This is a genomic window from Microbacterium sp. Kw_RZR3 (genome assembly GCF_029222405.1).
In the GTDB taxonomy this organism is placed as follows: domain Bacteria; phylum Actinomycetota; class Actinomycetes; order Actinomycetales; family Microbacteriaceae; genus Microbacterium.
Genome location: NZ_JARHXC010000114.1, coordinates 1 through 22,056, shown reverse-complemented (window position 1 = coordinate 22,056; position 22,056 = coordinate 1). Strand labels below are relative to the sequence as shown.

Below are 22,056 nucleotides of genomic sequence, written 5' to 3'. Positions count from 1 at the left end.
GCCCGCCCCGCGGGCGAAACTCCTGAGAATGGGGGCTCGATGCTGCGACGTTCCTGTTCTGCTCCACGAATCGATCGAGAACTCAGGAGTTTCGCACGGCGCCGCGGCGCGCCGACGCGGACGTACCGCGGCAATAGGCTGACGCCATGACGCGTAGCACCGCCCTGCACACCGACCGCTACGAACTCACGATGCTCGACGCGGCCCTCCGCGACGGCACCGCCGCGCGCCGCTGCGTGTTCGAGGTGTTCGGTCGCCGACTGTCCGGCGGTCGTCGGTTCGGCGTCGTCGCCGGCACCGGTCGACTCCTCGACGCCATCCGGGACTTCCGCTTCGGCGACGACGAACTCCGGTTCCTGCGCGACAACCGGATCGTGGATGCCACGACCATCGACCACCTCGCCGATTACCGCTTCACGGGCTCGGTGACCGGCTACCGCGAGGGCGAGGTCTACTTCCCGGGGTCACCGCTGCTGACGATCGAGGGCACGTTCGCCGATGCCGTGGTGCTGGAGACCCTCGCCCTCAGCATCCTGAACTACGACTCCGCCGTCGCGACGGCGGCGGCCCGCATGAGCGTGGCCGCCGGCGACCGCCCCCTGGCAGAGATGGGCTCGCGGCGCGCGAGCGAGGAGGCGGCGGTCGCCGCCGCTCGCGCCGCCTACATCGCCGGCTTCTCGGCGACCAGCAATCTCGAAGCCGGCCGGCGCTGGGGCGTGCCCACCATGGGGACCGCGGCGCACGCGTGGACACTTCTCCACGACAGCGAGGAAGACGCGTTCCGCTCCCAGATCGAGGCGCTCGGCACCGACACGACCCTGCTGATCGACACGTACGACATCGCGGAGGGGGTCCGCACCGCGGTCCGCGTGGCGGGAACGGAGCTCGGCGGCGTCCGCATCGATTCGGGCGACCTCCCGATCGTCGCGGGCGAAGTGCGCGCCCTCCTCGACGAGCTCGGCGCCACGGGAACCCGGATCACCGTCACGAGCGACCTGGACGAGTACGCCCTGGCGGCCCTCGCCGCCTCCCCCGTCGACGCGTACGGCGTCGGCACCTCCGTCGCCACCGGCTCGGGCGTTCCGACGGCGGGTCTCGTCTTCAAGCTCGTCGCCCGCGAAGCCACCGACGGATCGTGGGTCGCCGTCGCGAAGGCGTCGACGCAGAAGGCATCGCACGGGGGACGTAAGGCCGCCTTCCGGACGCTCGATCAGGGAACGGCCACGTCGGAACTGATCATCGTCAGCGACGGCTTCGAAGAACTCGCCACCGCCGCTGAGCACCCGGACGCACGATCGCTGCAGGTCGCGCTCATGGTGGACGGAGAGGCGGATGCCGCGGCCCTCGGCCCCGCCGGCGTCGAGGCCGCGCGGGCTCATCACGCGCGCGTGCGTGAAGAGCTCCCCGTGCGAGCACTCGCTCTCAGCAAGGCCGACCCCGCCCTGGCGACGGAGTATCGCGAGGCGACGCCCCGAGGCTGAGCCCCGGGTGAGCGAGTCGCTCAGCCGCTACTTGGTCAGCGACTCGTAGATCTCTTTGCACTGCGGGCACACGGGGAACTTCTCGGGGTCGCGACCCGGCGTCCACTTCTTACCGCAGAGCGCGCGCACCGGCTTGCCGGTGAGGGCGGACTCGAGGATCTTGTCTTTCTTGACGTAGTGCGAGAAGCGCTCGTGGTCACCCGGCTCGATGTTCTCTTCGCGGATGAGCTCCTCGAGCTCACGATCCAGGGTCGCAAGGCCCCCGCTGTCAGGACTGTCGAGAGGCGTGCTCATGGTCTGCCAGTGTAGCCGCGGAGCGCACCGTGCGGACCGGTCGCGATCGACGGCGCCCGATCACGTGGCTTCGGCGAACTCCATCAGCCGCGTTCCGCGGCGCTCGAACAAGAGCGCGCCGACCGCGATGCCGACCACCAGGACGATCCCTCCGGCCGCCAGGCCGGCCCAGAGCGCGCCGAGAGCATCTTCCGTGTCGGATGCCAACGCCCTCGCGGCGAGCCAGATCGCCGGTGACGCGGCGAGGAGCGAGCCGAGCATGACGAGCGCCTGCGCGATCACCCCGCCCGAGCCGGTCCGCTGAGGCTGCTGGAACGGGCTGTCGCCGGGTCGCGACACGGCGTACGGCGCGACGACCGAAGAGATGCTCGACAAGCCCAGACCAGAGAGGAACAGGGCAGCGCAGACGCCGATCAAGGCCGGGAGGAAGGCCCACCGCCCGTGAGCGACGATCGCGAGCGGGATCGAGACCGCGAGGATCGGGAGTCCGATGAGGAGCACGGGCACCAGTCGCCCGATCCGATCGGACAGCCCACGGACGCCGCTGGCGATGTGCATCCAGAGGGCGGTCGAATCGTACGCGAGGTCGTTGTGGGGCAGCCATCCGAAGAACAGCGCCATGATCGGCACCGGCAGGAGAGCCGCCATCTCGAGGGGGACACCCGCCACGACGAGAGGCACCATCGAGAGCACGGCCGCGATCGGCACGACCACGATGTTGACGAGGTATCGGCGATCCCGCAGCCAGTACGAGAGGCTGCGCGCGGCGACGGCACCCCCGGGCGTGCCGGGGAGCAGGGCGAACCAGCCGAGGCCGCCCCGCTCGCGCACGGCCACGGGCCGCGGCGTGGTCGTGAGCAGGATGCGGACGAGGATGAACCACACGGCCGTGAGAGCGGCGACCGTGGCGACAGCCACGACGGCGCTCCCGAAGGCGGCACTCGGCGTCGGCGCGAGAGCGATCCCCCAGGCGGCGCCCACGGGCGTCCAGGCCAGGGCTTCGGCGGCGGACACCAGCTGTGAAGGAACGGTCCCCTGCCACTCGAGAGAGCCGAGGAAGACCGCGACGGGCACGACCACCACGAGCACGGCGACGAGGTAGACCCCCGCGAGCTCACGCGACTGCCGGGGACGCTTCACCAGGGCTCCGAGCGCCATGCTGACGCGCGCGAGCAGCACGCACGTCGTGAGCCCGAGCGCGATCGACACGACGCTCGCGAGAGCCCCCACGCCCTGCTCGCTCCACGCGATGGCGACGCTGATGGCGAGCACCAGCACCGCGAACACCGGGACGCTCAGGAAGCCGGCGAGCAGCAGCGCACCGGCGAGGGGTCGAGGCTCCGGTCCGACGACGGCGAACCGACGCGGATCGAGGGGATCGACGGATGCCGTGACCGGCGGTGCGACCGCGAAACCGAGCGTGATGGCGGAACCCGCGAGGACCGTCACCACACCGGCGGTGAGGCGATCGACCTCGCCCAGACCGCTCGCGTTCACGGCCGCGAAAACGGTGCCCGCGACGAGCACCACGAGGCCCACAACTCGGCGGAGGACGTCGTCTCGGTCGCCCCGCAGGGCGCCGAGCATCATGGCCAGCCTCAGCCGGAGAACGTGTGCAACCACTCCAGGCCCTCCACGTCGCCGAGACCGCCCGCGAGCTCGAGGAAGCGCTGTTCGAGGCTGGCCTCGCCACGTACCTCGTCGACCGTGCCCTCGGCGAGAACCTGCCCCGACACGATGACCGCGACACGCGAGCACACGCGCTCCACCAGTTCCATTCCGTGGCTGGAAAGGATGACCGTTCCGCCGTGGCCGACGTAGGCGCCGAGGATGTCGAGGATCACCGCACTCGAGACCGGGTCGACCGCTTCGAACGGCTCGTCGAGTACCAGCAGTCGAGGCGAGTGGATCATCGCACCGGCGAGCATGACCTTCTTCGTCATGCCGGCCGAGTAATCGGACACGGGGCGCGCGAGGGCATCGACCAGATCGAAGGCACGCGCGAGATCGGCGGAGCGACTCTCGACGAGAGCGGCCGGCAGACCGCGCAGGGCACCGTAGTACGACAGGAGCTGTCGCCCGGTGAGGCGATCGAACGTGCGAAGGCGGTCCGGCAGCACGCCGATCATCTTCTTCGCCGCGCGCGAGTTCTTCGCGGCGTCGACGCCGTTGATCGAGACCGTGCCCGCGTCGGCACGCAGGAGCCCCGCGATGATCGACAGCGTCGTCGTCTTGCCGGCACCGTTCGGACCCACCAGGCCGTAGAACGATCCGGCGGGGATCGTGAGGTCGATGCCGTCGACGGCCCGCAGCTCACCGAAGGTCTTGGTGACGTTGCGGAGAGCGAGAGCCGGGATCGCCTCGTCCACGTCCGTCGACGAGGGGGCGCCGTCGAGCGCCGCAGCGCCGATCGCGGCGCCCGTGGACACCGCGGCGGTCGGCTCGTCGTCGGCGTGCGTAGCGTCCTCGACACGATCGGCGGAGGCCACGGGCTCGTCGGCCTCGGCCGTCAGCAGCTCGTCGAGGGCATCGCCCGAATCTCCCGAGGGCTCCTCGACGGTGTGCGACACGGCCTCCGCCCCGGCATCCGGGGCACCGTCGCCCTCGTCGACGAGCGCGGGTTCCTCGACGGCGACATCTGCGGGGGCGGGATCTTCCACGACCGTGTCGGCCGAGGTGTCGACCGGCTCGTCGACGAGAGCCTCGACGGTCGGCGAGGCATCGTTCGCCGACTCGTCGACGATCGGCGCGGCGTCAGCGACGACGGGCTGGTCGTCAGCGACGACCGGCTCGTCGATCGCGACGTCAGCGGGAGTGGGGTCTTCGGCCGCAGCGTCAGCGGGTTCCGGATCCGCCACCGCATCCCTCGAAGCCTGCTCAGTGGGTGCGTGCTCGTCGACCGCGGCGTCAGCAGGCACCGGGTCTTCGGCCGCGACATCCGCGGAGGTCTGCTCGTCGAGTGAGGCATTCGCTGCCGTCGCGGGCTCGACCGCAGCCCCGGCCGACGGCGACCGTTCAGCGACATCGCGCGCGGACGCTGAGTCGGCGGCGGAGTCCGCGTCCTCGACGCGGGGGGCCGCGACGGGAAGCGGCGGGCGCGGAGGAACGACGATGTCGTCGGGCAGGGCGGGAGTCGATGCGGTCTCGGCGGCAACCGCCGCCGTCGACGGAGCCGGCCGAGATGCTGCGGGCTTGCGCGGAGCCGCGGGCTTGCGAGGTGCCGCGGGCTTGCGCGGTGTGGCGGGCTTCTTCGCCGCCGGCTTCTTCGTCACGCGCGGCGCGACCGACGAACTACTGGTTTCGCCCGCCTCCGGCGTGTCGGCCGTCGATGTGGGCTTGCGCGGCGTGCGAGCGGTGGACGTCCGTGGTGCCCTCGGGGTGGTCGTGCGAGGCGCGCGCGGCGCGCGCGGCTTCGGCGTCGGGGGCGTGTCGGGCGTGGAATCGGCGCTCACCGCGTCGCCGTCCGACCGAGGGGCGGACGAGTCTTGGGGCTGCGGCAGCGACGCTGTCATCACTCCAAACTAGCAAGCCCCTCCGACACCGCTGTACGCGAGGCAGCGGGACGCAAGACGGTGTAACCGATCACGAAACCACAACGAGTGGGGCGAATCATGCCACCCCGGGCGGGGTCTTCGCTAGCATCATCAGCACACGAAGGCGTGACATTCCGGTGAACCGGACATGACGACTCATCCCCCCAGGAGCCAGCCTTGACTGTTCAGATCGTGATTCTCGCCGCGGGCATGGGCTCGCGCCTCGGCCGCAGCCTACCGAAGCCCCTCACCCCGCTCGCGGACGGCCGCAGCATCATGCAGCAGCAGCACGACAACATCCGTGCCGCGTTCGGCCACCACGCTCGCATCACCACGGTGGTCGGCTATCGCGCCGAGACGATCGTCGACGCCTTCCCCGACGTCGACTACGTCTACAACGACCGCTACGACCAGACGAACACCTCGAAGAGCCTCCTCCGTGCGCTCGCCAAGACGGGGCGCTCCGGCGTGCTGTGGATGAACGGCGACGTCGTCTTCGACCCGCGCGTGCTGGGTCGCGCGACCGAGCTGATCGAGGCGGACCGGTCGTTCGTCACGGTCGACACCGCGAGCGTGGGCGACGAAGAGGTGAAGTACACGGTCGACGCCGAGGGCTTCGTGAAGAACCTGTCGAAGACCGTCGTCGGCGGCGTCGGTGAAGCCGTCGGCATCAACTACGTGTCGTCTCGCGACAAGAAGGCGCTCATGCGCCAGTTGCAGCGCGTGAACGACCAGGACTACTTCGAGCGCGGCATCGAGCTCGGCATCGTCCACGACGGTCTGCGGGTCGAGCCGCTCGACATCTCCGACCTCTACGCGGTCGAGGTCGACTTCGCCGAAGACCTCGAGCGCGCGAACCTCTTCGTCTGATCCGTCAAGTCGCCGCGACCGCGGACGGTCTCGGGAGAAGATGACGTCATGGCTGAGAAGGTGCATCGCATCCACTCCCTCCCCGAGGACGCCCCGTGGAAGGGCGGGCTCCCGCCCGTGGGTTCCGAAGAACATCCCGCGGCGATTCGCCTGCTCGACCGTGCCCTCGCGGTGCAGCGTCCCGTCGTGCTCGCTCACCTGCGCAGCATCCGACTCCGGCACCGGGATGCCGACACGCAGGAGATCCTCGGAATCCTCGAACGTCGCTACCTCGCGGCCGTGACCACCGGCGGCGCGGCGGTCGGCGCGACCGCCGTCGTGCCCGGGATCACGACCGGGATCACCCTCGCGCTCAGCGGAGTCGAGACCCTCGGCTTCCTCGAGGCGACGGCGCTCTATGCCCAGTCGGTCGCCGAAGTGCACGGTGTCGCGGTCGATGACCCGGATCGTGCCCGAGCCCTCGTACTGACGCTGATGCTGGGCAAAGAAGGCACCGACCTGGTGGCCCAGTTGGCCGCGCAGGCCGCGGGCCGAGGCGCAAGTCGCTCGACGTACTGGGGCGATCTCGTCACCAAGACGCTCCCCCGCGCTGCGGTCGGCCCCCTGGTCGATCGGCTGAAGACCTCGTTCGCCCGCCAGTTCGCGGCGCGCGGAGGGGCGTCGTGGCTGGGCAAGGCGCTCCCGTTCGGCATCGGAGCCGTCGTCGGCGGCGCCGGCAACCACATTCTCGGACGACGCGTCCTCGCGAACGCGCGGCGCGCGTTCGGTCCCCCGCCGCCGACACTCCCGGCCGACCTCGAGCCACGGCCCGGCGCCGAGCGGCTCGAGAGGACCGCCGCGAACGGAGTGGCGCGCGTCGGCGACGTCCTCGCGGGTGCCGTCGGCGGCGCCGGCCGCCGGACGGGCGCGATCGCGCGCAAGGCGCTCCCGCGACGGAAGAGAGACGCCGAGGGCGTGGAATCGAGCACCGGAGACTCCTCGCCCGAGAACGCGGCATCCTGAGCCCTTCTCATCTCGCCGACCCGGGACGCAAGACCCGCGCGACGATCACGTCGGCGGGCTACTCTCGCCGCATGGGCGACCTCCTCGATCTCCTCGCGGTATGGATGCCGCGGCAGCGCTGGTACGGAACCAAGGGCCGCGACCCCCGGCTCTCCCTCGTCGCGTCGTGGCCGCTTGTCGAACCGGACATGCGGCTGCTCCTCGTGCGCGACGACGCCGCCGTTCCCGCGATCGTGTACCAGGTACCGGTCGTGAAGCGGCCGGCCGGCACCGTCCCGCCCGGGAGCCTGATCGGTGCCGAGATCGACGGCGGCGTGTGGGCGGATGCCACCACCGACGAGGCGTTCACCGATCTGCTCTACCGAGCTGTCACGGTCGGCGGCATCGACGTGTCGACCGAGACCGGTCTGGAGGCCCTCGCGCTGTGGTCTCCGCACCTCAGCACACCCGCCTCACGGGCGACGGCGCGGGTGCTGAGCGGTGAGCAGTCCAACACGTCGATCATCTTCCGCCCCGACGAGGACGGCCTCCCGGTCATCTGCAAGCTCTTCCGCCAGGTCAACGGCGGGCGCAATCCCGATGTGGAGCTCCCCTCCGCCCTCGCCGCCGGTGGAGCGACGTTCGTCCCGGCCGCGATCGGCGAGCTGCGGGGAACGTGGACGGCCTCGACGGGCGAGACGGTGACCGGCTCCCTCGCCTTCGCGCAGCAGTTCTTCGACGGTGTCGAGGACGCCTGGCGGGTCGCGCTGAACGCCGCGGGCGCCGACGAGGACTTCCGAGAACCGGCGCGCGCCCTCGGCGAGGCCGTGGCGGGGATGCACGTCGCGCTCGCCGCCGCGTTCCCCACGCGCGAGCCCGATGCCGCTGACCGTGCCGCCGTCACCGGTGCGTGGGAGCGTCGACTCGCGATCGCGGTGAGCGAGGTGCCCGCGCTCGCACCGCTGGTGGATCGCATCCGTGCCGTCTACGCCCGCGCGGCGGCGGCGCCGTGGCCCGCGCTTCAGCGCGTCCACGGCGATCTGCACCTGGGGCAGGTGCTGCACACGCCGAGCAACGGGTGGGTGCTGCTCGACTTCGAGGGCGAACCGTTGCGTCCGATGGCGGAACGTCTCCTCCCCGACCTCGCCGTACGTGACGTCGCGGGGATGCTGCGCTCGTTCGACTACGTCTCGGGAGCGATCGCCGACGACGACGGAGCGGCCGTCCGCGCGTGGGTCATCGCGGCACAGCAGTCGTTCCTCGAGGGCTACGCGGCCGCGGCCGGCGGCGAGATAGCCGGCGGTGGCGATCTCCTCGCCGCGTTCGAGCTCGACAAGGCCGTCTACGAAGCGATCTACGAGACGCGCAATCGTCCGGACTGGCTGGGCATCCCCCTCGCGGCGATCGGGCGCCTCACCCACGCCGGCTAGCCGCAGGGGGGCGGCGGCGGGCGGCGCCTGTCGGGCGCGTGCGCCGGGCCGGGCCCATAAACGCTGTTTGCTCACGTAAACGCGCTCTCCACGTGTTTCTGTGCGCGGATGGCGTTTATGAATGCCGCGACGCCCGATCGCCCTCGCGCGCGTGCCAGGTGTCCCAGCGGCGCATGAGCTCTGCGACAGCGGCGTGGAAGCGCGCTGTGGACGCGCCCGGCGTGGTGTCGCCGAAGTAGTGCTGCACCCAGTGCCGCAGGCGAGCGACAGCCTCGGGGTCACGGAGCACGCGATCCGTCTCTGCGACGATGTCGCCCGAGGAGGCGGCATCCAACCACTCGCACGCCGAGAGGTAGCCCGCCTCATCGACCTCGGCCTCGGGATCGCTCGGCCGCGTGATGAGCAACGGGGCGGCGAAGGCGAGTCGGTCATAGACCATCGCGGAGATGTCGAGCACGGCGAGGTCGGCCGACCGCAGCTGCCACCCGAGCGCGGGCGAGGTGTCGTAGACGTGCTGCGCCGACGGATCGGCCCGGTTCGCGGCGGCCAGGGCCGCGATGATGCGTGCGTTCGCGGCGCCGTATTCGGGATCGACGACTCCCGAGCGCGGGTGCGGGCGGTAGACGACGCGGTGGCGGCCCGTGGCGAGCAGGGCGGCGACCAGGGCCTCACCGTGCGTGCGGACCGAGCCGTAGTGTGCCGAGGGGCGATCGCCCTCCCACGTCGGGGCGTAGAGCACGACGGTGCGCTCATCTTCCGCGAACGGCGCCTCTCCGATCGCGTGGTCGGCCTGGGGGCGTCCGATCGAGAACGTCCGGCGGTCGAGGTCGTAGTCCCACAGGGCGCGTGAGAGGCGAGCGCGGGCGGCATCTCCGGCGACGAAGGCGTAGTCGTACGCCTTGAACTGGTTCGTCGTCATGTACATCTTGTCGGACTCGCCGTGGTTGATGAACACGTGCCAGCGGCGCCCGTAGCGGAACATCTGGAAGTTCCGGGTGTTCTGATTGACATAGAACACGAGCCGGATGTCCTGCTCGGCGAGCACTCGCTCGACGTCGCGCACGGTCGGCGCGAACGCGACCGGGAGCTCGCCGTCTTTCAGCAACGCGTCGGAACCGCGGATCGTCCGGCTGATCACGACGACCGGCCAGGTGCGCGCCAGCTCGCGCAGCGGCGCGTACCACTGGCGCATCTGGTACATGTTGACCGCGCCGTCGGCGAAGTACACCGCGATGCGGAACGCGTTCTCGGGGAGGGGGCCCCGCGCGGCCAGCGCGCGGTGCAGGTCGCGTCGGGCACCCCGGGTCGCGACCGCCTTGCGCAGCAGGCCGACGGCGAGTCGGGCGTCGCGGACGAGGGGCATCGTTCCAGGGTAGCGGCCAGGTGCACCGTGAAAGGATCGAGGGATGCCCCTCCCGACCCCCGGCGGTAGAGACGCGCCCGTTCCCCCCGACGACGCCGGCGTGAGCTTTGTCATGCCCGTCCTCAACGAGGAGCGGTACCTGCGGCACGCCGTCGCATCCGCCCTCGCGCAGGACGTTCCCAGACCCGTGGAGATTGTCCTCGCCCTCGGCCCGTCGACCGACGGCACCACCTCGATCGCCCGTGAGCTGGCGGACGGCGACCCGCGCATCGTGCTCGTCGACAACCCGGATGCCGATATCCCGGTCGGCCTCAACCTCGCTCTTGCCGCCAGTCGCTACCCGACCGTGGTGCGCGTCGATGCTCACTCCGAGCTCTCTCCGGGGTACACCCGCCGCGCCCTGGCGACCCTCGCCCGCACACGGGCGGCGAACGTCGGCGGTGTGATGCGCGCGGACGGTCGCTCTCCCTTCCAACGCGCGGTCGCTCGCGCGTACAACTCGCGAGCCGGACTGGGCGGCGGTGCGTACCACGGCGGTGCGGTCGAGGGTCCGGCCGAATCGGCCTACCTCGGCGTCATGCGCCGCGCCGCGCTCGATGAGGTGGGCGGCTTCGATCCGTCGATCCGCCGCGGGGAGGACTGGGAGCTCAACCTCCGGCTGCGGCGCGCGGGCTATCGGGTGTGGTTCGACCCCGCCCTCTCGGTCGTCTACTGGCCTCGCGAGAGCTGGACACGGCTCGTGCGGCAGTTCCGTGCGACCGGAGCGTGGCGCGGCGAACTCGTCCGACGATACGGCCGGCGCAACTCGCTGCGATTCTTCGCCCCTCCCGCTCTCGTCGTGGCCGTCGTGCTCTCGACCACCGCCGGTCTGTGGCAGACGGCTCGTCGTACGCGCCGCCGCCGCTCGGCCGTGGCATCCGTCCTCCACCTTCCCGTCGCGGCGTATGCGCTGCTGGTCGCCGTGGTCTCGCTCGGGCGCGGCGGTGGTCGCGGCTGGCGCGACCGCGCGTGGACGGCAGCGGTCCTGCCTTCGATGCATCTCTCGTGGGGATCGGGCTTCCTGTGGGGAGTCGCGCGGGGCGCGCACGACACCGTCGACACCTCTCGGCTCGAGGGGCGCAACACGCCGCTGCCCTAGCGGTCGACGAACCCCTGATCGAGAATGCGCGCCACGACGCGCTCGCTCGCGCGGCCGTCGTCGCGGGCGTTGAAGATGCGCTGCCACCGGGCGTAACGCTCGGCGAAGATCGACGGATCGACCTCGTCGATCGCACGGGCGAGTTCGTCCTGCGTCCGGACGACGGGACCGGGAGCCGCGTCCACCAGGTCGAAGTAGAAGCCGCGGAGCGCTCCGCGGTAGTGCTCGAGGTCGGGCACGAGGAAGTACATCGGCTTGCCCGTGATGCTGAAGTCGAACATGACCGACGAGTAGTCGGTGATGAGCGCATCGGCGACAGCGAGGAGTCGCGCCGTGTCCGGGTATCCCGTGACGTCGATCACGCGCGGGCCGCGCGCGTCCTCCCCGGGGAGGAGCGTGCGGGAATGCCCGCGAACCAGCACGACGGAGTCCGTCGCCCGGGCCAGGGCGGTCGGGTCGACGAAGTCGACGATGGCCTCCCGGTCGTCGCGCCACGTCGGCGCGTACAGGAGCACCCGCTCGCCCGCGCCGATGCCGAGGGCTTGACGGGTACGCTCTCCGTCGTCCGTGCGGAGGACATCGTTCCGCGGGTACCCCTCGATCCACACCGGGCGGCGCAGGAAGGCATAGGCCTTGGTGAGGACGCGCGCCGCGTAGGGGCTCTGCGCGAGCAGGACGTTCCAGCGCAGCGCCTCGCGCACCACGGCGGCCGCGCGCCGAGGATCGAAGCCCGGGCGGTGCAGCGCCAAGCGCTTGAGGGGCGTGCCGTGCCAGGTCTGCAGCACCACCTGCCCGCGGCGGCGGACGAAGCGCCTCCGCAGCCAGTCGTTGACGACGAGCAGTCGCGCGGCGCCGCGGGCGCGCCACCACTCGGCGCTCCCCTCGACGACCGCGACAGCCCCCGGCGGGACCTGCACCGAGAGATCGACCACACTCCAGTACCGCGTCACCCCGGGAGCGACGCGCGCGAGCTCCCGATCGATCGCGAGCGGGTTGCAGCTCGCGTTGCGTCCGTAGAAGCTCTCGAAGAAGACGGCGTTCTCGAGCGGTTCGCGCCGCCGGGCGTACTCCTTCTCGAGCGCGGCCTGCGCTTCAGCGGTATCGACCGGCGGCCCCACGCGCAGAGTCGCCCCCGTCCACGCGGCACGCAGGCCCGGGAGGACCGTGAGGGAGATCGCCTCACCCGGAGGCGCGGCATCCGTCGCCTCCCCCGCCTCGATCGAGAGCCGGTACTCCCCCGTCGGCAAGGGCAGCTCGGGTCCGCCCCACCGCGCCGCACGCAAAGGCACCTCGGCGCGCCAGGTGCGCCCTCGTCCGTACAGCCGCGCCGAGACGCGAGCGCGTCGTCCGATGAGCGTGACGGATGCCGGACGGACTCCCGTGCCGCTGATCTCGAACACGGGAACACCCCCGTCGTCGAGGAAACGTGCGTCGGTCATCGCGGCGCCCTTCTCGCGCCCCACCGGGCGTCGGTCGGTTTCGCCCGCTCGAGGCGACGGCGGATCTCGCGGTACACGCGCTCGGTGTTCCGCCCGTCCCGGTGCGCGTGCACGGTCTCGCTGCGACGGCGGGAGGCTGTGAGCGCCTCGGTCGGATCGTCCAGGATGCCACCCACCCACGCGAGCACGTCCGTCCAGGTGCGCGCGGGGTCGGCGCCGGCGACGCTCGCGTAGGTCCCGTACAGTCCGCGCCGCGCGCTGTACGCCTCGAGGTCGGGCGCGAAGAACAGCACCGGCAGCGGAACGAGTGCGGCATCGAACGCCAGCGACGAGTAGTCGGTGACGAGGAGGTCGATCCCGGGGAGCAGCGGGGTGATGTCGGCCACCCGATCGTTCCCGAGTGCCCCGACCCGGTCGTGCGACACGCGCGGCGTGTAGTCGCCGGCACCGAGCGGGTGCGAGCGGATGAGCAGTGTGGCGTCGAGACGGTCGAGAGCGGCGGTGATGGCATCCCACTCCTCCGCGTCGGGCACCGCGGGGTCGGGCTCGCCGTCGCGCCACGTGGGTGCGTACAGGACGACCCGGGTATCGCCGAGCGGGCGGCCGCACGCCTCGTCGAGAGCGGCGCGGGCGGCGTGGCGACGCTCATCAGCGGAGCCTTGGGAGAGGACGTCGACGCGCGGTTCGCCCGTGACGGGAAGGCGCGCGTCGGGAAGGCCGAAAGCGGTCTCGAGTCGCCCGCGCACGAGGTGCGATGCGGCGGGGAGCATCGAGATCTGACGGGTCGTTCGACGGTACAGGACCGCCAGCACCCGACGCGCCACGGTGGACCCGGCGCGCGTCGACCCGGCGCGTGTGGTCTCGGGAGAGTCGAGGCCGATGCGCTTGAGCGGGATGCCGTGCCAGAGTTGCACGATGAACGCCCCTGTCACCGCGTAGCGCTGGACGTCGCCGAACCCGTGGGTCACCACGATCACCCGCGCTCGCGCGGTGGCCCACAGACCGCGGACGGAGTCTTTCCGCACGAATGGGATGCCGAGGCGTTCAGCCTCACGCTCCTGAGTCTCATCGGCGACGAGCCAGAGCGCCCGTTCTCCGCGCCCGGCGGCGAATCGCCACAGGGCGAGAGCACCGTCGGTCACGCCGACCGCGCACCCGAACACCCAGCGCTCGCGCGATCGCGGGACCAGAGCGGTGAGGAGACGACCCGCGAGGTAGAGCGGGATCCGGCGGAGTTTTCGCGCGTTTCCCGCCCCGAACGAGAAAGACGCCACCCCGCGAGCCTATCGCGGGGTGGCGTCCGACGCCGGAGCGTCAGGCGGAGCGTCAGTTGGTGGGCATCTGTCCGAGGGTGACCTCGGCGGTCTTCTCCTGCCCGTTGCGGACGTAGGTGATCTCAGCCTTGGTCCCGGCGGCGAGCGCCCGGACCTGTGCGGTCAGGTCGGCGGAGTTGGTGATCGGGACGCCGTTGAACTTCGTCACGATGTCGCCCTTCTGCAGCCCCGCTGCCTGAGCGGCACCGCCTTCGACCGCGACGGCGACGTAGGCGCCCGTGGTGGTCGCGCCCTGCATGCTGCCGGCATCCTGGACGTTGGCGCCGAGCAGACCGTGCGTGGCGGCGCCGTTGTCGATGATGTCCTGCGAGATGCGCTTGGCGATGTCCGACGGGATCGCGAAGCCCACGCCGATGTTGCCGGACTGACCGCCGGACGACGATCCACCGGCGTTGGCGATGGCGACGTTGATGCCGATCAGCTTGCCTTCGTCGTCGACGAGCGCGCCACCGGAGTTGCCGGGGTTGATCGCGGCATCCGTCTGGATGACGGCGATCTTGATGGAGTCGGTCGCCTGCTGCTGGCTCTGCTGTCCATCGCCGAAGTCGAAGTAGAACGGGTTCTGGTTGCCGCCCGAGCCCGAGCCGTCCTCCGACTCGGTGCCGTCCTTGGGGGCGGCCGACGAGGCGACGAGGATCGAACGGTTCAGCGCGCTGACGATTCCCGTGGTGACCGTGTTGGGCAGGTCGAGCGGAGCGCCGACCGCCGAGACGTTGTCGCCGACGTTGAGCTGCGACGAGTCCGCCCATTCGATCGGGGTGAGGTTCGAGGCGTTGTCGACCTTGATCACCGCGAGGTCGTAGGTCGCGTCGGTGCCAACGATCTTCGCGGAGAAGACGCGTCCGTCCGACGTGGTGACCGACACCGTCGGGTTGGCGGACTTGCCGCCGATGGTCACGACGTGGTTGTTGGTGAGGATGTAGCCGTCCTTGCTCAGGATCACGCCCGAGCCGGTGTCGCCGGTCTGGCCCTCCATCGCTTGGATCGTCACGACGCTCGGCACGACCTTGGCCGCGACAGCGGTGGTGTTGTTGACGTCTTCGGGGTTGTTGACCGTGACGGCCGTCGGACCCGCGACGGCGGCCGAGTTCGACCCGCCCCACAGCGACAGACCGGCGTACGTGCCACCGAGGCCCGCGCCGCCGCCGACCAGGGCTGCGGCGACGAGGAGAGCGGCGACCTTGGGGGCCGAGCTCTTCTTGCGCGGCTGCGTGGCGGTCGGCGTCCCGCCGAGGTTCAGCGTGGGGTGCTGTCCGTGCGGGTCGTGACCGCCCGCGGCCGGGCCGAACGCGTGGCCGGTGGGGCCGGTCGCGCCGGACGGCGCGGCGGCGTAGGCCTGCGGGCGGGTGGCTCCGTCGTGGGTGGAACCGGACGCGTGCGTCCCCGCGGCGGGGTTGTGCGCCGGCGGCGGCCACGCGGCCGCGGCGGCGGCGGGCGAACGCGTCGGCACGGGCGGAACGGCGCCGGGGGTGGCGGCGGCGTCGCTCGCGTTCCCGGTCGCGGTGTGGTCGGTGTTCGGCGAGGCGGGCACGGCGTTCTGCGCGGTCGCGTCAGTGTTCGAGCTGATGTCGTTACCCTCGGGGCGGTTGTCCGTGTTGTCGCTCATGTGATGCTCCTTCTTCCAGGCGCTTCAACGATGACCCCGAATGCTGTGCGCTGCCTATGACGCGGGTGAGCCGCCTCTATGGGTCTCACACCAACGCCCCGCAAGGCCGATGGCCTACGGTGAGAACCTATCGGCCCTCCGGCCCACGCACCCCTTCGAAGGCACTTCCCCGATGAACACCATCCCCGGCGCCTGGCAGCGCACCGCCCGAGGAGCCGGTCTCCTCTCCGCCGACGGCCGAGCCGTCCCCACGATCTTCGCCGAGATGACCGCCCTGGCGACCTCGACCGGTGCGATCAACCTCGGCCAGGGGTTCCCCGACGAGGACGGCCCCGAGGTCGTCCTCGAAGCCGCGCGGCGCGCCATCGCCGACGGGGTCAACCAGTACGCCCCGGGGCGCGGTTTCCCCGAGCTGCTGACCGCGATCGCCGAGCACCAGAAGCGCTTCTACGGTCTCGAGCTCGATCCCGCGCGTGAGGTGCTGGTGACGGTCGGGGCGACCGAGGCGCTCGCGGCGACTCTGCTCGCCCTCATCGACGGTCCCGACGACGAGGTCGTGGTGTTCGAGCCCTACTACGACTCGTACGCCGCGAGTGTCGCGTTGGCCGGAGCGCGGCTCGTCGGCGTCCCGCTGCGCTGGCCCGACTTCCAGCCCGACCTCGACGACCTGGCATCCGCCGTCAACGACCGGACGCGGGTCATCCTCATCAACGACCCCCACAACCCGACGGGCACGGTGTTCTCTCGCGAGGTGCTCGACGAGGTCGTGCGTCTCGCCCACCTCCACGACGCGATCATCGTGACCGACGAGGTGTACGAGCACCTCGTGTTCGACGGACCGCACGTTCCGATCGCCACCCTGCCGGGCGCAGCCGAACGGACTCTGTCGATCTCCTCCGCCGGCAAGACGTTCTCGCTCACCGGATGGAAGACCGGGTGGGTGACGGGTCCCGCCGAGCTGGTCACCGCGGTGCTGGCCGTCAAGCAGTTCCTCACCTACGTCGGCGGCTCGCCGTTCCAACCGGCGATCGCGGCCGGCCTGCGACTGCCCGACGCGTTCTTCGCCTCCGTCGCGGCGACCATGGCCGCCAAGGCGAAGGTGCTGGGCACCGGGCTCCGAGCAGCCGGCTTCGACGTCTCGTCTCCGGGAGGCTCGTACTTCACGGTCGTGGATGCCGCCCCGCTCGGCGCCACGGACGCGGGAACGTTCTGCCGTGAGCTGCCCGCCCGTGCCGGGGTGGTCGGCATTCCTCTGACCGCGTTCGTCTCCCCCGCTCGGCGGGATCGCTACGCGACCCTCGTGCGCTTCGCCGCGTGCAAACGCGTCGAGGTGCTGAGCGACGCAGCGGAACGCCTGGCGGGCCTGTCGGGAGCCTGACCGGCCGACGCGTGACACACGGCGGAGAACTCGCCGTCACACCGGCGACATACCATGTATGCATGGTATTGTTCGAGTGATCGCAAGCCGGCGATCGCGCCCGCGACTCCCGTCGCCCACCCTCCGGGAAGTTCCATGCCACGCCCGCGCCACCCGCTCGAATCCCGCCCGCCCCGCATCACGCACGTCTACGGGACAGCGTTGCGGTGGACGAAGGTGCCGGGACGGACGTTGCTCACGCCGGAGACGGCCATGCAGTTGCGCGCGGAGGGGTACACGATGGCACTCACCCGGTCGGGGTGGCGATCCGCCCGACCCATCTCGCTGATCCGGTACGTGCAGCGCATCCAGCCGTCGAGCGAACTCCCCTGACCAGGCCGCGCCTTCTCTCGACGTCAACCACCGGAACGGGTGGCTCGCGCCTCGCTCGAGGGACGCGTCCGGCTCGTATCGTCGAGGACGTCCCTGCACGATCGTCACGAGGAAGACACCCATGAGCTGGCCCGACCCGCCACGCGCGCTGAAACCGTCATCCCCGTGCCCCTCCTGGTGCGCGGGCGAGCACGAAGACCATGCGGCGGCCGACGTCTCGCACCGCAGCGAAGGCATCACCGTCCCCGGCGTCGAGCGCAGCCTTCACCCGAACGGCGACATCCACGCGATCGGCGTCACCGAGATCACGATCGGACTGGAGCAGACCCGCGGCGAGACGTGGGTGTGGTTCGGTTCCGATCAGTTCGCGCGGCAGTCCACGGTGCTCAGCATCGAGACGACGAAGCGGTTGATGCGCGCGGTGACCGCGCTGTTGGACGACCTCCCCTAGACGTCGCTCGGCCCCGGCTCGCCCTCGCGGATCCGGTCGAGGTCGGGCACGAGGTCCTGAATCGAGACCTCGAGCACCGCCGACAGCGCCAGCAGCGTCTGCAGACGGGGATTGGCGGGCGTCCCGGGGTTCGATTCGCCCTTCTCGAGCTTCTGGTACGTGAAGAGCGAGATGCGCGCACGCACGGCGACGTCCTCCTGCGTGAGCCCCGTGGCGAGGCGCGCCGCGCGCAGATTCGCCCCGAGCTCGCCCATATACGTCATCCAGGGGTAGTCGAACGCGAGACCGGTCATTCTTCCAGCTTGCGTCATCGGACGGCCGAGGGCATCGAAACGGCGCAAAACGGTGCGCAGCCGAGACGAAACGTCAGCGCGGAGTCACCCGGAAACGTCGCAGATCGAGCGCGGGATTCACCCGGCGCACGCGGGCGATGGCATCCGGATCGATGTGAGCGACGGCGACGTCGGTCGTCGTGCCGACCGCCGCGAGGACGACACCCTGCGGGTCGACGATCATCGAATGCCCGACACCCAGCGGTGGCGGATGATCCGCTCCCGCGACGAAGAAGGTGTTCTCGATCGCGCGAGCCTGGACGAGCGTGCGCCAGTGATCCTCCTTGAGAGGACCACGAACCCACTCGGCCGGCACCAGGGCCACATCGACCTGGGCGTCCGCGAGGGTGCGCGCGACCTCGGGGAAGCGCAGGTCGTAACAGGTCATCAGACCGAATCGCAGTCCGTCGACCTCGAAGGTGTCGGGCGGAGCGATCTCGCCCGGCGCGACCCAGTCCGACTCGCGCTGACCGAACGCGTCGTACAGGTGCAGCTTGCGATAGACGGACCGGATGCCATCCCCCGCCACCGCCACGACGGTGTTGCGCACGCGCCGGCCGTCGTCGGCCCGCTCGAGGAGACCCGCCACGACGACGATGCCGTGTCGCGCGGCGAGCGACTGGAGCGCGGCGGTGAAGGGACCGTCGAGATCCTCGGCGTTCTGCGCGAGGGTGTCGTCGAAGGGGTCGACGAAGTAGCTCGAGTACTCCGGGAAGACGATCAGCTGCGCGCCGCGCGCGACGGCCACCCCGACAGCCTCCTCGATCGCCGAAAGGTTGGACTCCCGGGAGGCACTGGGGGCGAACTGCGCGACGGCGAGTCCGAATCGGCGGTCAGTCACTCGTCATCCTTTCGCCCGCGGTGACGGAGGATCGCCGGCACCACCACCCACAGTACGAGGATCGTCACCGCGAGGACGACCGCACCCGCGACGGCGGCGCCCACGCCGACCACGACACCGAAGACGAACCCGACCACGCCGGTGAGCAGCAGCGAGACGAGCACCAGAGCGACGCGCAGCGCGCGATGACCGAAGCGCACGACCGAGGGCTTGATACCCAGCCGGAAGACGGCGCGGTGCAGAGCCACAGGGGCGAGAGCGACGACCGCGCTCAGCGCGGAGAGAGCAACCAGGCCGAGGTAGAACGCACGCCAGCCCGCGTCGAGGTCACCGAAGGCCGGCTGGAAAGCGAGCGCGAGAAGGAACCCGGTGAGGATCTGCGTGCCCGTCTGCAGCACGCGAAGCTCTTGCAGGACGTCGGTCCAGTTGCGGTCGGCGCGCTGCGCGGGACTCTCGGGGCGTCCGTCGTCGCGATCGTCGATGGTGCTGCTCACCGGGCCATTCTCTCGCGACACTCCCGGGCGGTGTGCCCGGATTTGCGCCGTCGTTCATCTCGGCGTAATGTTTTCTCTTGTGCCGCGGGGTGGAGCAGCTCGGTAGCTCGCTGGGCTCATAACCCAGAGGTCGCAGGTTCAAATCCTGTCCCCGCAACAAAATGAAGGCCCCGGATCGATCGATCCGGGGCCTTCTGCTTTTCCGAAGTCCACGAGAACCCCGGCTTGATCGGCCGAAAGATTCTTCTCGCGCTCGCCGCATCTCGCCCCCTACACTGACCGAAAACTGGGGGACGACAAACAACGATGAATCGCGCATTCCGCGCGGTGGCGATCACCGCTGCCGTGATCTGCTCGCTGAGCACCGCCGCACTGCCCGCCTCGGCCCAGCCGAGCACGCCCGACACCACCGACATCCCGGCGGCCCTCACACTGACCCACGCGGTCGTGAAAGCCGTCGAGGCCGGGGCCGACTCTCCGGATGCCATCACCTCGGCGGTCGGCACGCCCGGCTCGGGCCGCGGCTCACTCCGCTTCGACGACCGGGGCCGCCTCTCCGTGACCATCACGTTCACGCGCAGCCCCGACACCGCACAGCTCGATGCGGTCGGCCGGCTCGCCGAGATCGTGAGCGTGCAGGAGCTGACGTCGTCGGCGACGGCGTGGGTCGCCCCGGACGCCCTGGCGGACCTGCGCGGCCTCGACGGCATCCGCGCGGTGAACCCCGTGGTGCAGCCGGTCGCCATTCCCGTCGTCCCGCCGGCGGTCGACGACATCCCCTCGGCGCAGCAGCGCGGGGCGGCTGAGAAGTCCTGTCGCGCCTTCCCGAGCACGGCCGACGCACCCCTGCACACCGCCGAAGCGCGCAAGGACTTCGGCGTCGACGGCACGGGCGTGACCATCGGCATCCTCTCCGACTCGTACGATGCCGCACCGGACGCGGAGACGACGCCCGAAGAAGATGTGAAGGCGGGCCTGCTCCCCGGCCCGGGCAACCCGTGCGGGTACGAGACACCCGTCACGGTCCTCTCCGACATCGAGCCCGACGAGGGCGGCGGCGACGAGGGACGGGCGATGGCCCAGCTCGTCCACGGCATCGCTCCGGGCGCCCGCATCGTCTTCTACACCGGCTGGCGCAGCTCTCAGGACATGGCGAAGGGCATCGTGGCTCTCGCGGACGCCGGGGCGACCGTCATCGTCGATGACCTCGGCTGGAGCGAAGAACCTCTGTACCAGCAGGGCTGGATCTCGACGGCGATCACGCAGGTTCAGTCACGCGGAGTCGCGTACTACACCTCGGCCGGGAACGGCTCCGAGATCGGCGCGAAGGGCACCGAGAGCGCGGGACTCCAGATCAACGGCTGGCGGACCCCCGCCTACCGCCCCATGGACTGCCCGAGCTGGGTCACCCCGCCGGAGGGGATGACCAGTTACGACTGCCTGGACTTCGACCCGTCAGCCGGTCAGGATGCCACCGACACGGCGACCTTCCCCGAGGACGGTGTGCCGAGTCTCGTCGCGCAGTGGGGCGACCCGTTGTTCGGGCTGACCACGGCCCTGGTTCCGCAGCTCTACGTCGACGAGAAGCTCGTCAGCGAGTCCTACCTCGACGGCATCACGCCGACCGTCTACACCACGGCGACGGACGTCGTCTCGGCCGGCGATCTCGACGTCGTCGTCCTCCGCGACACCTCGACGGGCTCGACCTCCACTCCGGCGTTCTCGATGTCGTTCTGGAGCCCCGGCCTGTCCGAGATCGAATACGACCGCTCGAAGGGCGGAGACGTTGTCGGTCTCACCTCGGTCGGACACCCGGCGGACGGCTCCGGTATCGGTGTGGCGGCGGCGTTCAGCCTCGAGCCCGATGTCCCGGAGCGCTTCACCTCGGCCGGCGACACCACCGTGCTCTTCGAACCGGTCCGGTTCGTCGACGGAACGCCCGTCGTGTCGCCCGCCTACCCCGAGCCGCTGCGGGTGATGGGTCCGCAGATCGCGTCGGTCGACGGCATCCGCACCAGTTTCTTCGCGCAGCGCGTGCCCTCGCTGGACAACGACTGGTACTTCTTCGGCACCTCCGCGGCGGCACCCACCGCGGCCGCGGTGCACGCGCTCGCCCTCGAGTACGCGCCGCAGGACTCCGCCGCCGACATCGCTCGCACCGCGTTCGCGACGGCCGGTCCCCTGAAGAACCCGACGTCGTCGTCGGTCACCGACCAACAGCTGTTCGGCGCCGGCCTCATCGACGCGCACGCCCTGCTGACGGCACTCCCCGCGCGCGCCGTGACCGACCTGCGGGCCACCGCACTGTCGCCGACGTCGCTGGCGGTGACGTGGACCAACGCCAAGGGTTCGACCGGAACGACCGTGCAAGTGCTCTCGGGGAGCGACGTCCTCGCCGCCGCCGACCTCGCCGAGGGAGTGGATGCCACCACCTTCCGCGACCTGCCCGCCGGTACGGCGCTCACCGTCACCGCGACCGCACGAGGGACCGCTGAGAACGGCCCGGCCGTCAGCGTCACCGTGGACACTCCCCCGCTGCCCGGGCCCACGCCCACACCGACCCCGACGACGAGTCCCCGCGCCACCGCCACGCCGACCCCGGTTCCCGTCCCCGCGGGTGACGGTCGGCTCGCACAGACCGGCGCGGACGCCTCGCTCGCCCCGACTCTCGCCGGGGGCGCACTCGTGCTGATGGCGCTGGGGGCGGCGCTCGTCCTCG

Annotated in this window: 18 protein-coding genes, 1 tRNA gene and 1 pseudogene; 10 read left to right on the top strand and 10 right to left on the bottom strand. The window is 70.9% G+C overall.

Annotated elements, in window-relative coordinates; all coding sequences use genetic code 11:
- Positions 1-146: 146 nt before the first annotated feature.
- Positions 147-1,481: a nicotinate phosphoribosyltransferase gene (locus P2P98_RS06305; RefSeq protein ID WP_275798231.1), complete on the top strand. Its 1,335-nt coding sequence runs from the start codon at positions 147-149 to the stop codon at positions 1,479-1,481.
- A gap of 27 nt (positions 1,482-1,508) precedes the next feature.
- On the opposite strand, the gene P2P98_RS06300 is transcribed toward P2P98_RS06305, so the two are convergent.
- Genes P2P98_RS06300 through P2P98_RS06290 form a run of 3 tightly spaced genes read right to left on the bottom strand, consistent with a single transcriptional unit; the run spans position 1,509 to position 5,047 of the window.
- Positions 1,509-1,775 carry a DUF3039 domain-containing protein gene (locus P2P98_RS06300; RefSeq protein WP_043363140.1) on the bottom strand — a complete coding sequence of 89 codons (267 nt, stop codon included), beginning with the start codon at positions 1,773-1,775 and terminating at the stop codon, positions 1,509-1,511.
- A 60-nt stretch (positions 1,776-1,835) separates the two neighbouring features.
- Positions 1,836-3,365: a hypothetical protein gene (locus P2P98_RS06295; protein ID WP_345799708.1), complete on the bottom strand. Its 1,530-nt coding sequence runs from the start codon at positions 3,363-3,365 to the stop codon at positions 1,836-1,838.
- 8 nt (positions 3,366-3,373) lie between these two features.
- Entirely contained in the window at positions 3,374-5,047 is a 1,674-nt protein-coding gene (locus tag P2P98_RS06290; RefSeq protein ID WP_275798230.1) for an ATP-binding cassette domain-containing protein, read from the bottom strand.
- 438 nt (positions 5,048-5,485) lie between these two features.
- On the opposite strand from P2P98_RS06290, the gene P2P98_RS06285 reads away from it, so the two are divergent.
- The 3 genes from P2P98_RS06285 (at position 5,486) to P2P98_RS06275 (ending at position 8,589) form a co-directional block, all read left to right on the top strand.
- A complete protein-coding gene (locus P2P98_RS06285; RefSeq protein ID WP_058612971.1) occupies positions 5,486-6,178 on the top strand; it encodes an NTP transferase domain-containing protein in 693 nt (230 codons plus the stop codon).
- Between the two features lie 48 nt (positions 6,179-6,226).
- On the top strand, positions 6,227-7,180 hold the full coding sequence (locus tag P2P98_RS06280; protein WP_275798228.1) for a hypothetical protein: 954 nt from the start codon (positions 6,227-6,229) through the stop codon (positions 7,178-7,180).
- Positions 7,181-7,251: 71 nt separating this feature from the next.
- Positions 7,252-8,589: a phosphotransferase gene (locus P2P98_RS06275; RefSeq protein ID WP_275798226.1), complete on the top strand. Its 1,338-nt coding sequence runs from the start codon at positions 7,252-7,254 to the stop codon at positions 8,587-8,589.
- Positions 8,590-8,704: 115 nt separating this feature from the next.
- On the opposite strand, the gene P2P98_RS06270 is transcribed toward P2P98_RS06275, so the two are convergent.
- Positions 8,705-9,952: a hypothetical protein gene (locus P2P98_RS06270; protein ID WP_275798224.1), complete on the bottom strand. Its 1,248-nt coding sequence runs from the start codon at positions 9,950-9,952 to the stop codon at positions 8,705-8,707.
- 43 nt (positions 9,953-9,995) lie between these two features.
- On the opposite strand from P2P98_RS06270, the gene P2P98_RS06265 reads away from it, so the two are divergent.
- Positions 9,996-11,090, top strand: coding sequence for a glycosyltransferase family 2 protein (locus tag P2P98_RS06265; RefSeq protein ID WP_275798222.1), 1,095 nt, complete (start codon positions 9,996-9,998; stop codon positions 11,088-11,090).
- Here the strand turns inward: P2P98_RS06265 and P2P98_RS06260 are convergent.
- The 3 genes from P2P98_RS06260 to P2P98_RS06250 are packed head-to-tail and all read right to left on the bottom strand — an operon-like array spanning position 11,087 to position 15,469.
- Entirely contained in the window at positions 11,087-12,529 is a 1,443-nt protein-coding gene (locus tag P2P98_RS06260; protein WP_275798220.1) for a CDP-glycerol glycerophosphotransferase family protein, read from the bottom strand. The two genes, P2P98_RS06265 and P2P98_RS06260, sit on opposite strands and share 4 nt — an antisense overlap.
- Entirely contained in the window at positions 12,526-13,803 is a 1,278-nt protein-coding gene (locus tag P2P98_RS06255; protein WP_275798218.1) for a CDP-glycerol glycerophosphotransferase family protein, read from the bottom strand. The genes P2P98_RS06260 and P2P98_RS06255 overlap by 4 nt, the downstream gene beginning before the upstream one ends.
- 52 nt (positions 13,804-13,855) lie before the next feature.
- On the bottom strand, positions 13,856-15,469 hold the full coding sequence (locus P2P98_RS06250) for a trypsin-like peptidase domain-containing protein (protein WP_275798217.1): 1,614 nt from the start codon (positions 15,467-15,469) through the stop codon (positions 13,856-13,858).
- A 172-nt stretch (positions 15,470-15,641) separates the two neighbouring features.
- Here P2P98_RS06250 and P2P98_RS06245 point away from each other — a divergent pair, with 172 nt between their 5' ends.
- From P2P98_RS06245 to P2P98_RS06235, 3 genes are all read left to right on the top strand, one after another.
- Positions 15,642-16,847, top strand: coding sequence for an aminotransferase class I/II-fold pyridoxal phosphate-dependent enzyme (locus P2P98_RS06245; RefSeq protein ID WP_275798215.1), 1,206 nt, complete (start codon positions 15,642-15,644; stop codon positions 16,845-16,847).
- Positions 16,848-16,982: 135 nt separating this feature from the next.
- Positions 16,983-17,219 carry a hypothetical protein gene (locus P2P98_RS06240; RefSeq protein WP_058612963.1) on the top strand — a complete coding sequence of 79 codons (237 nt, stop codon included), beginning with the start codon at positions 16,983-16,985 and terminating at the stop codon, positions 17,217-17,219.
- A gap of 121 nt (positions 17,220-17,340) precedes the next feature.
- A complete protein-coding gene (locus tag P2P98_RS06235; RefSeq protein WP_058595220.1) occupies positions 17,341-17,670 on the top strand; it encodes a hypothetical protein in 330 nt (109 codons plus the stop codon).
- Here P2P98_RS06235 and P2P98_RS06230 read toward each other — a convergent pair.
- The 3 genes from P2P98_RS06230 to P2P98_RS06220 all read right to left on the bottom strand — a co-directional run bounded on the left by P2P98_RS06230 (position 17,667) and on the right by P2P98_RS06220 (position 19,337).
- Complete coding sequence (locus tag P2P98_RS06230; RefSeq protein WP_275798211.1) at positions 17,667-17,963, bottom strand: helix-turn-helix transcriptional regulator; 297 nt, start codon at positions 17,961-17,963, stop codon at positions 17,667-17,669. The two genes, P2P98_RS06235 and P2P98_RS06230, sit on opposite strands and share 4 nt — an antisense overlap.
- Positions 17,964-18,036: 73 nt before the next feature.
- Positions 18,037-18,843 carry a carbon-nitrogen hydrolase family protein gene (locus P2P98_RS06225; protein WP_275798209.1) on the bottom strand — a complete coding sequence of 269 codons (807 nt, stop codon included), beginning with the start codon at positions 18,841-18,843 and terminating at the stop codon, positions 18,037-18,039.
- Positions 18,840-19,337, bottom strand: a complete 498-nt coding sequence (locus P2P98_RS06220) for a DUF6328 family protein (RefSeq protein ID WP_275798207.1) — start codon at positions 19,335-19,337, stop codon at positions 18,840-18,842. Before P2P98_RS06220 ends, P2P98_RS06225 begins: the two co-directional genes overlap by 4 nt.
- 83 nt (positions 19,338-19,420) lie before the next feature.
- On the opposite strand from P2P98_RS06220, the gene P2P98_RS06215 reads away from it, so the two are divergent.
- Together P2P98_RS06215 and P2P98_RS06210 are read left to right on the top strand one after the other, a co-directional pair.
- A tRNA-Met gene (locus P2P98_RS06215) sits at positions 19,421-19,494 on the top strand.
- A gap of 149 nt (positions 19,495-19,643) precedes the next feature.
- Positions 19,644-22,056 (top strand): annotated as a pseudogene (locus P2P98_RS06210) (hypothetical protein); the annotation flags it as partial.

Excerpts from the sequence above, each read along its gene's own strand:
- P2P98_RS06270 (WP_275798224.1), bottom strand. The coding sequence starts at position 9,952 with ATGCCCCTCGTCCGCGACGCCCGACTCGCCGTCGGCCTGCTGCGCAAG.
- P2P98_RS06300 (WP_043363140.1), bottom strand. The coding sequence starts at position 1,775 with ATGAGCACGCCTCTCGACAGTCCTGACAGCGGGGGCCTTGCGACCCTG.
- P2P98_RS06240 (WP_058612963.1), top strand. The coding sequence starts at position 16,983 with ATGCCACGCCCGCGCCACCCGCTCGAATCCCGCCCGCCCCGCATCACG.
- P2P98_RS06305 (WP_275798231.1), top strand. The coding sequence starts at position 147 with ATGACGCGTAGCACCGCCCTGCACACCGACCGCTACGAACTCACGATG.
- P2P98_RS06295 (WP_345799708.1), bottom strand. The coding sequence starts at position 3,365 with ATGATGCTCGGCGCCCTGCGGGGCGACCGAGACGACGTCCTCCGCCGA.
- P2P98_RS06280 (WP_275798228.1), top strand. The coding sequence starts at position 6,227 with ATGGCTGAGAAGGTGCATCGCATCCACTCCCTCCCCGAGGACGCCCCG.
- P2P98_RS06230 (WP_275798211.1), bottom strand. The coding sequence starts at position 17,963 with ATGACCGGTCTCGCGTTCGACTACCCCTGGATGACGTATATGGGCGAG.
- P2P98_RS06245 (WP_275798215.1), top strand. The coding sequence starts at position 15,642 with ATGAACACCATCCCCGGCGCCTGGCAGCGCACCGCCCGAGGAGCCGGT.
- P2P98_RS06250 (WP_275798217.1), bottom strand. The coding sequence starts at position 15,469 with ATGAGCGACAACACGGACAACCGCCCCGAGGGTAACGACATCAGCTCG.
- P2P98_RS06275 (WP_275798226.1), top strand. The coding sequence starts at position 7,252 with ATGGGCGACCTCCTCGATCTCCTCGCGGTATGGATGCCGCGGCAGCGC.
- P2P98_RS06260 (WP_275798220.1), bottom strand. The coding sequence starts at position 12,529 with ATGACCGACGCACGTTTCCTCGACGACGGGGGTGTTCCCGTGTTCGAG.
- P2P98_RS06265 (WP_275798222.1), top strand. The coding sequence starts at position 9,996 with ATGCCCCTCCCGACCCCCGGCGGTAGAGACGCGCCCGTTCCCCCCGAC.
- P2P98_RS06235 (WP_058595220.1), top strand. The coding sequence starts at position 17,341 with ATGAGCTGGCCCGACCCGCCACGCGCGCTGAAACCGTCATCCCCGTGC.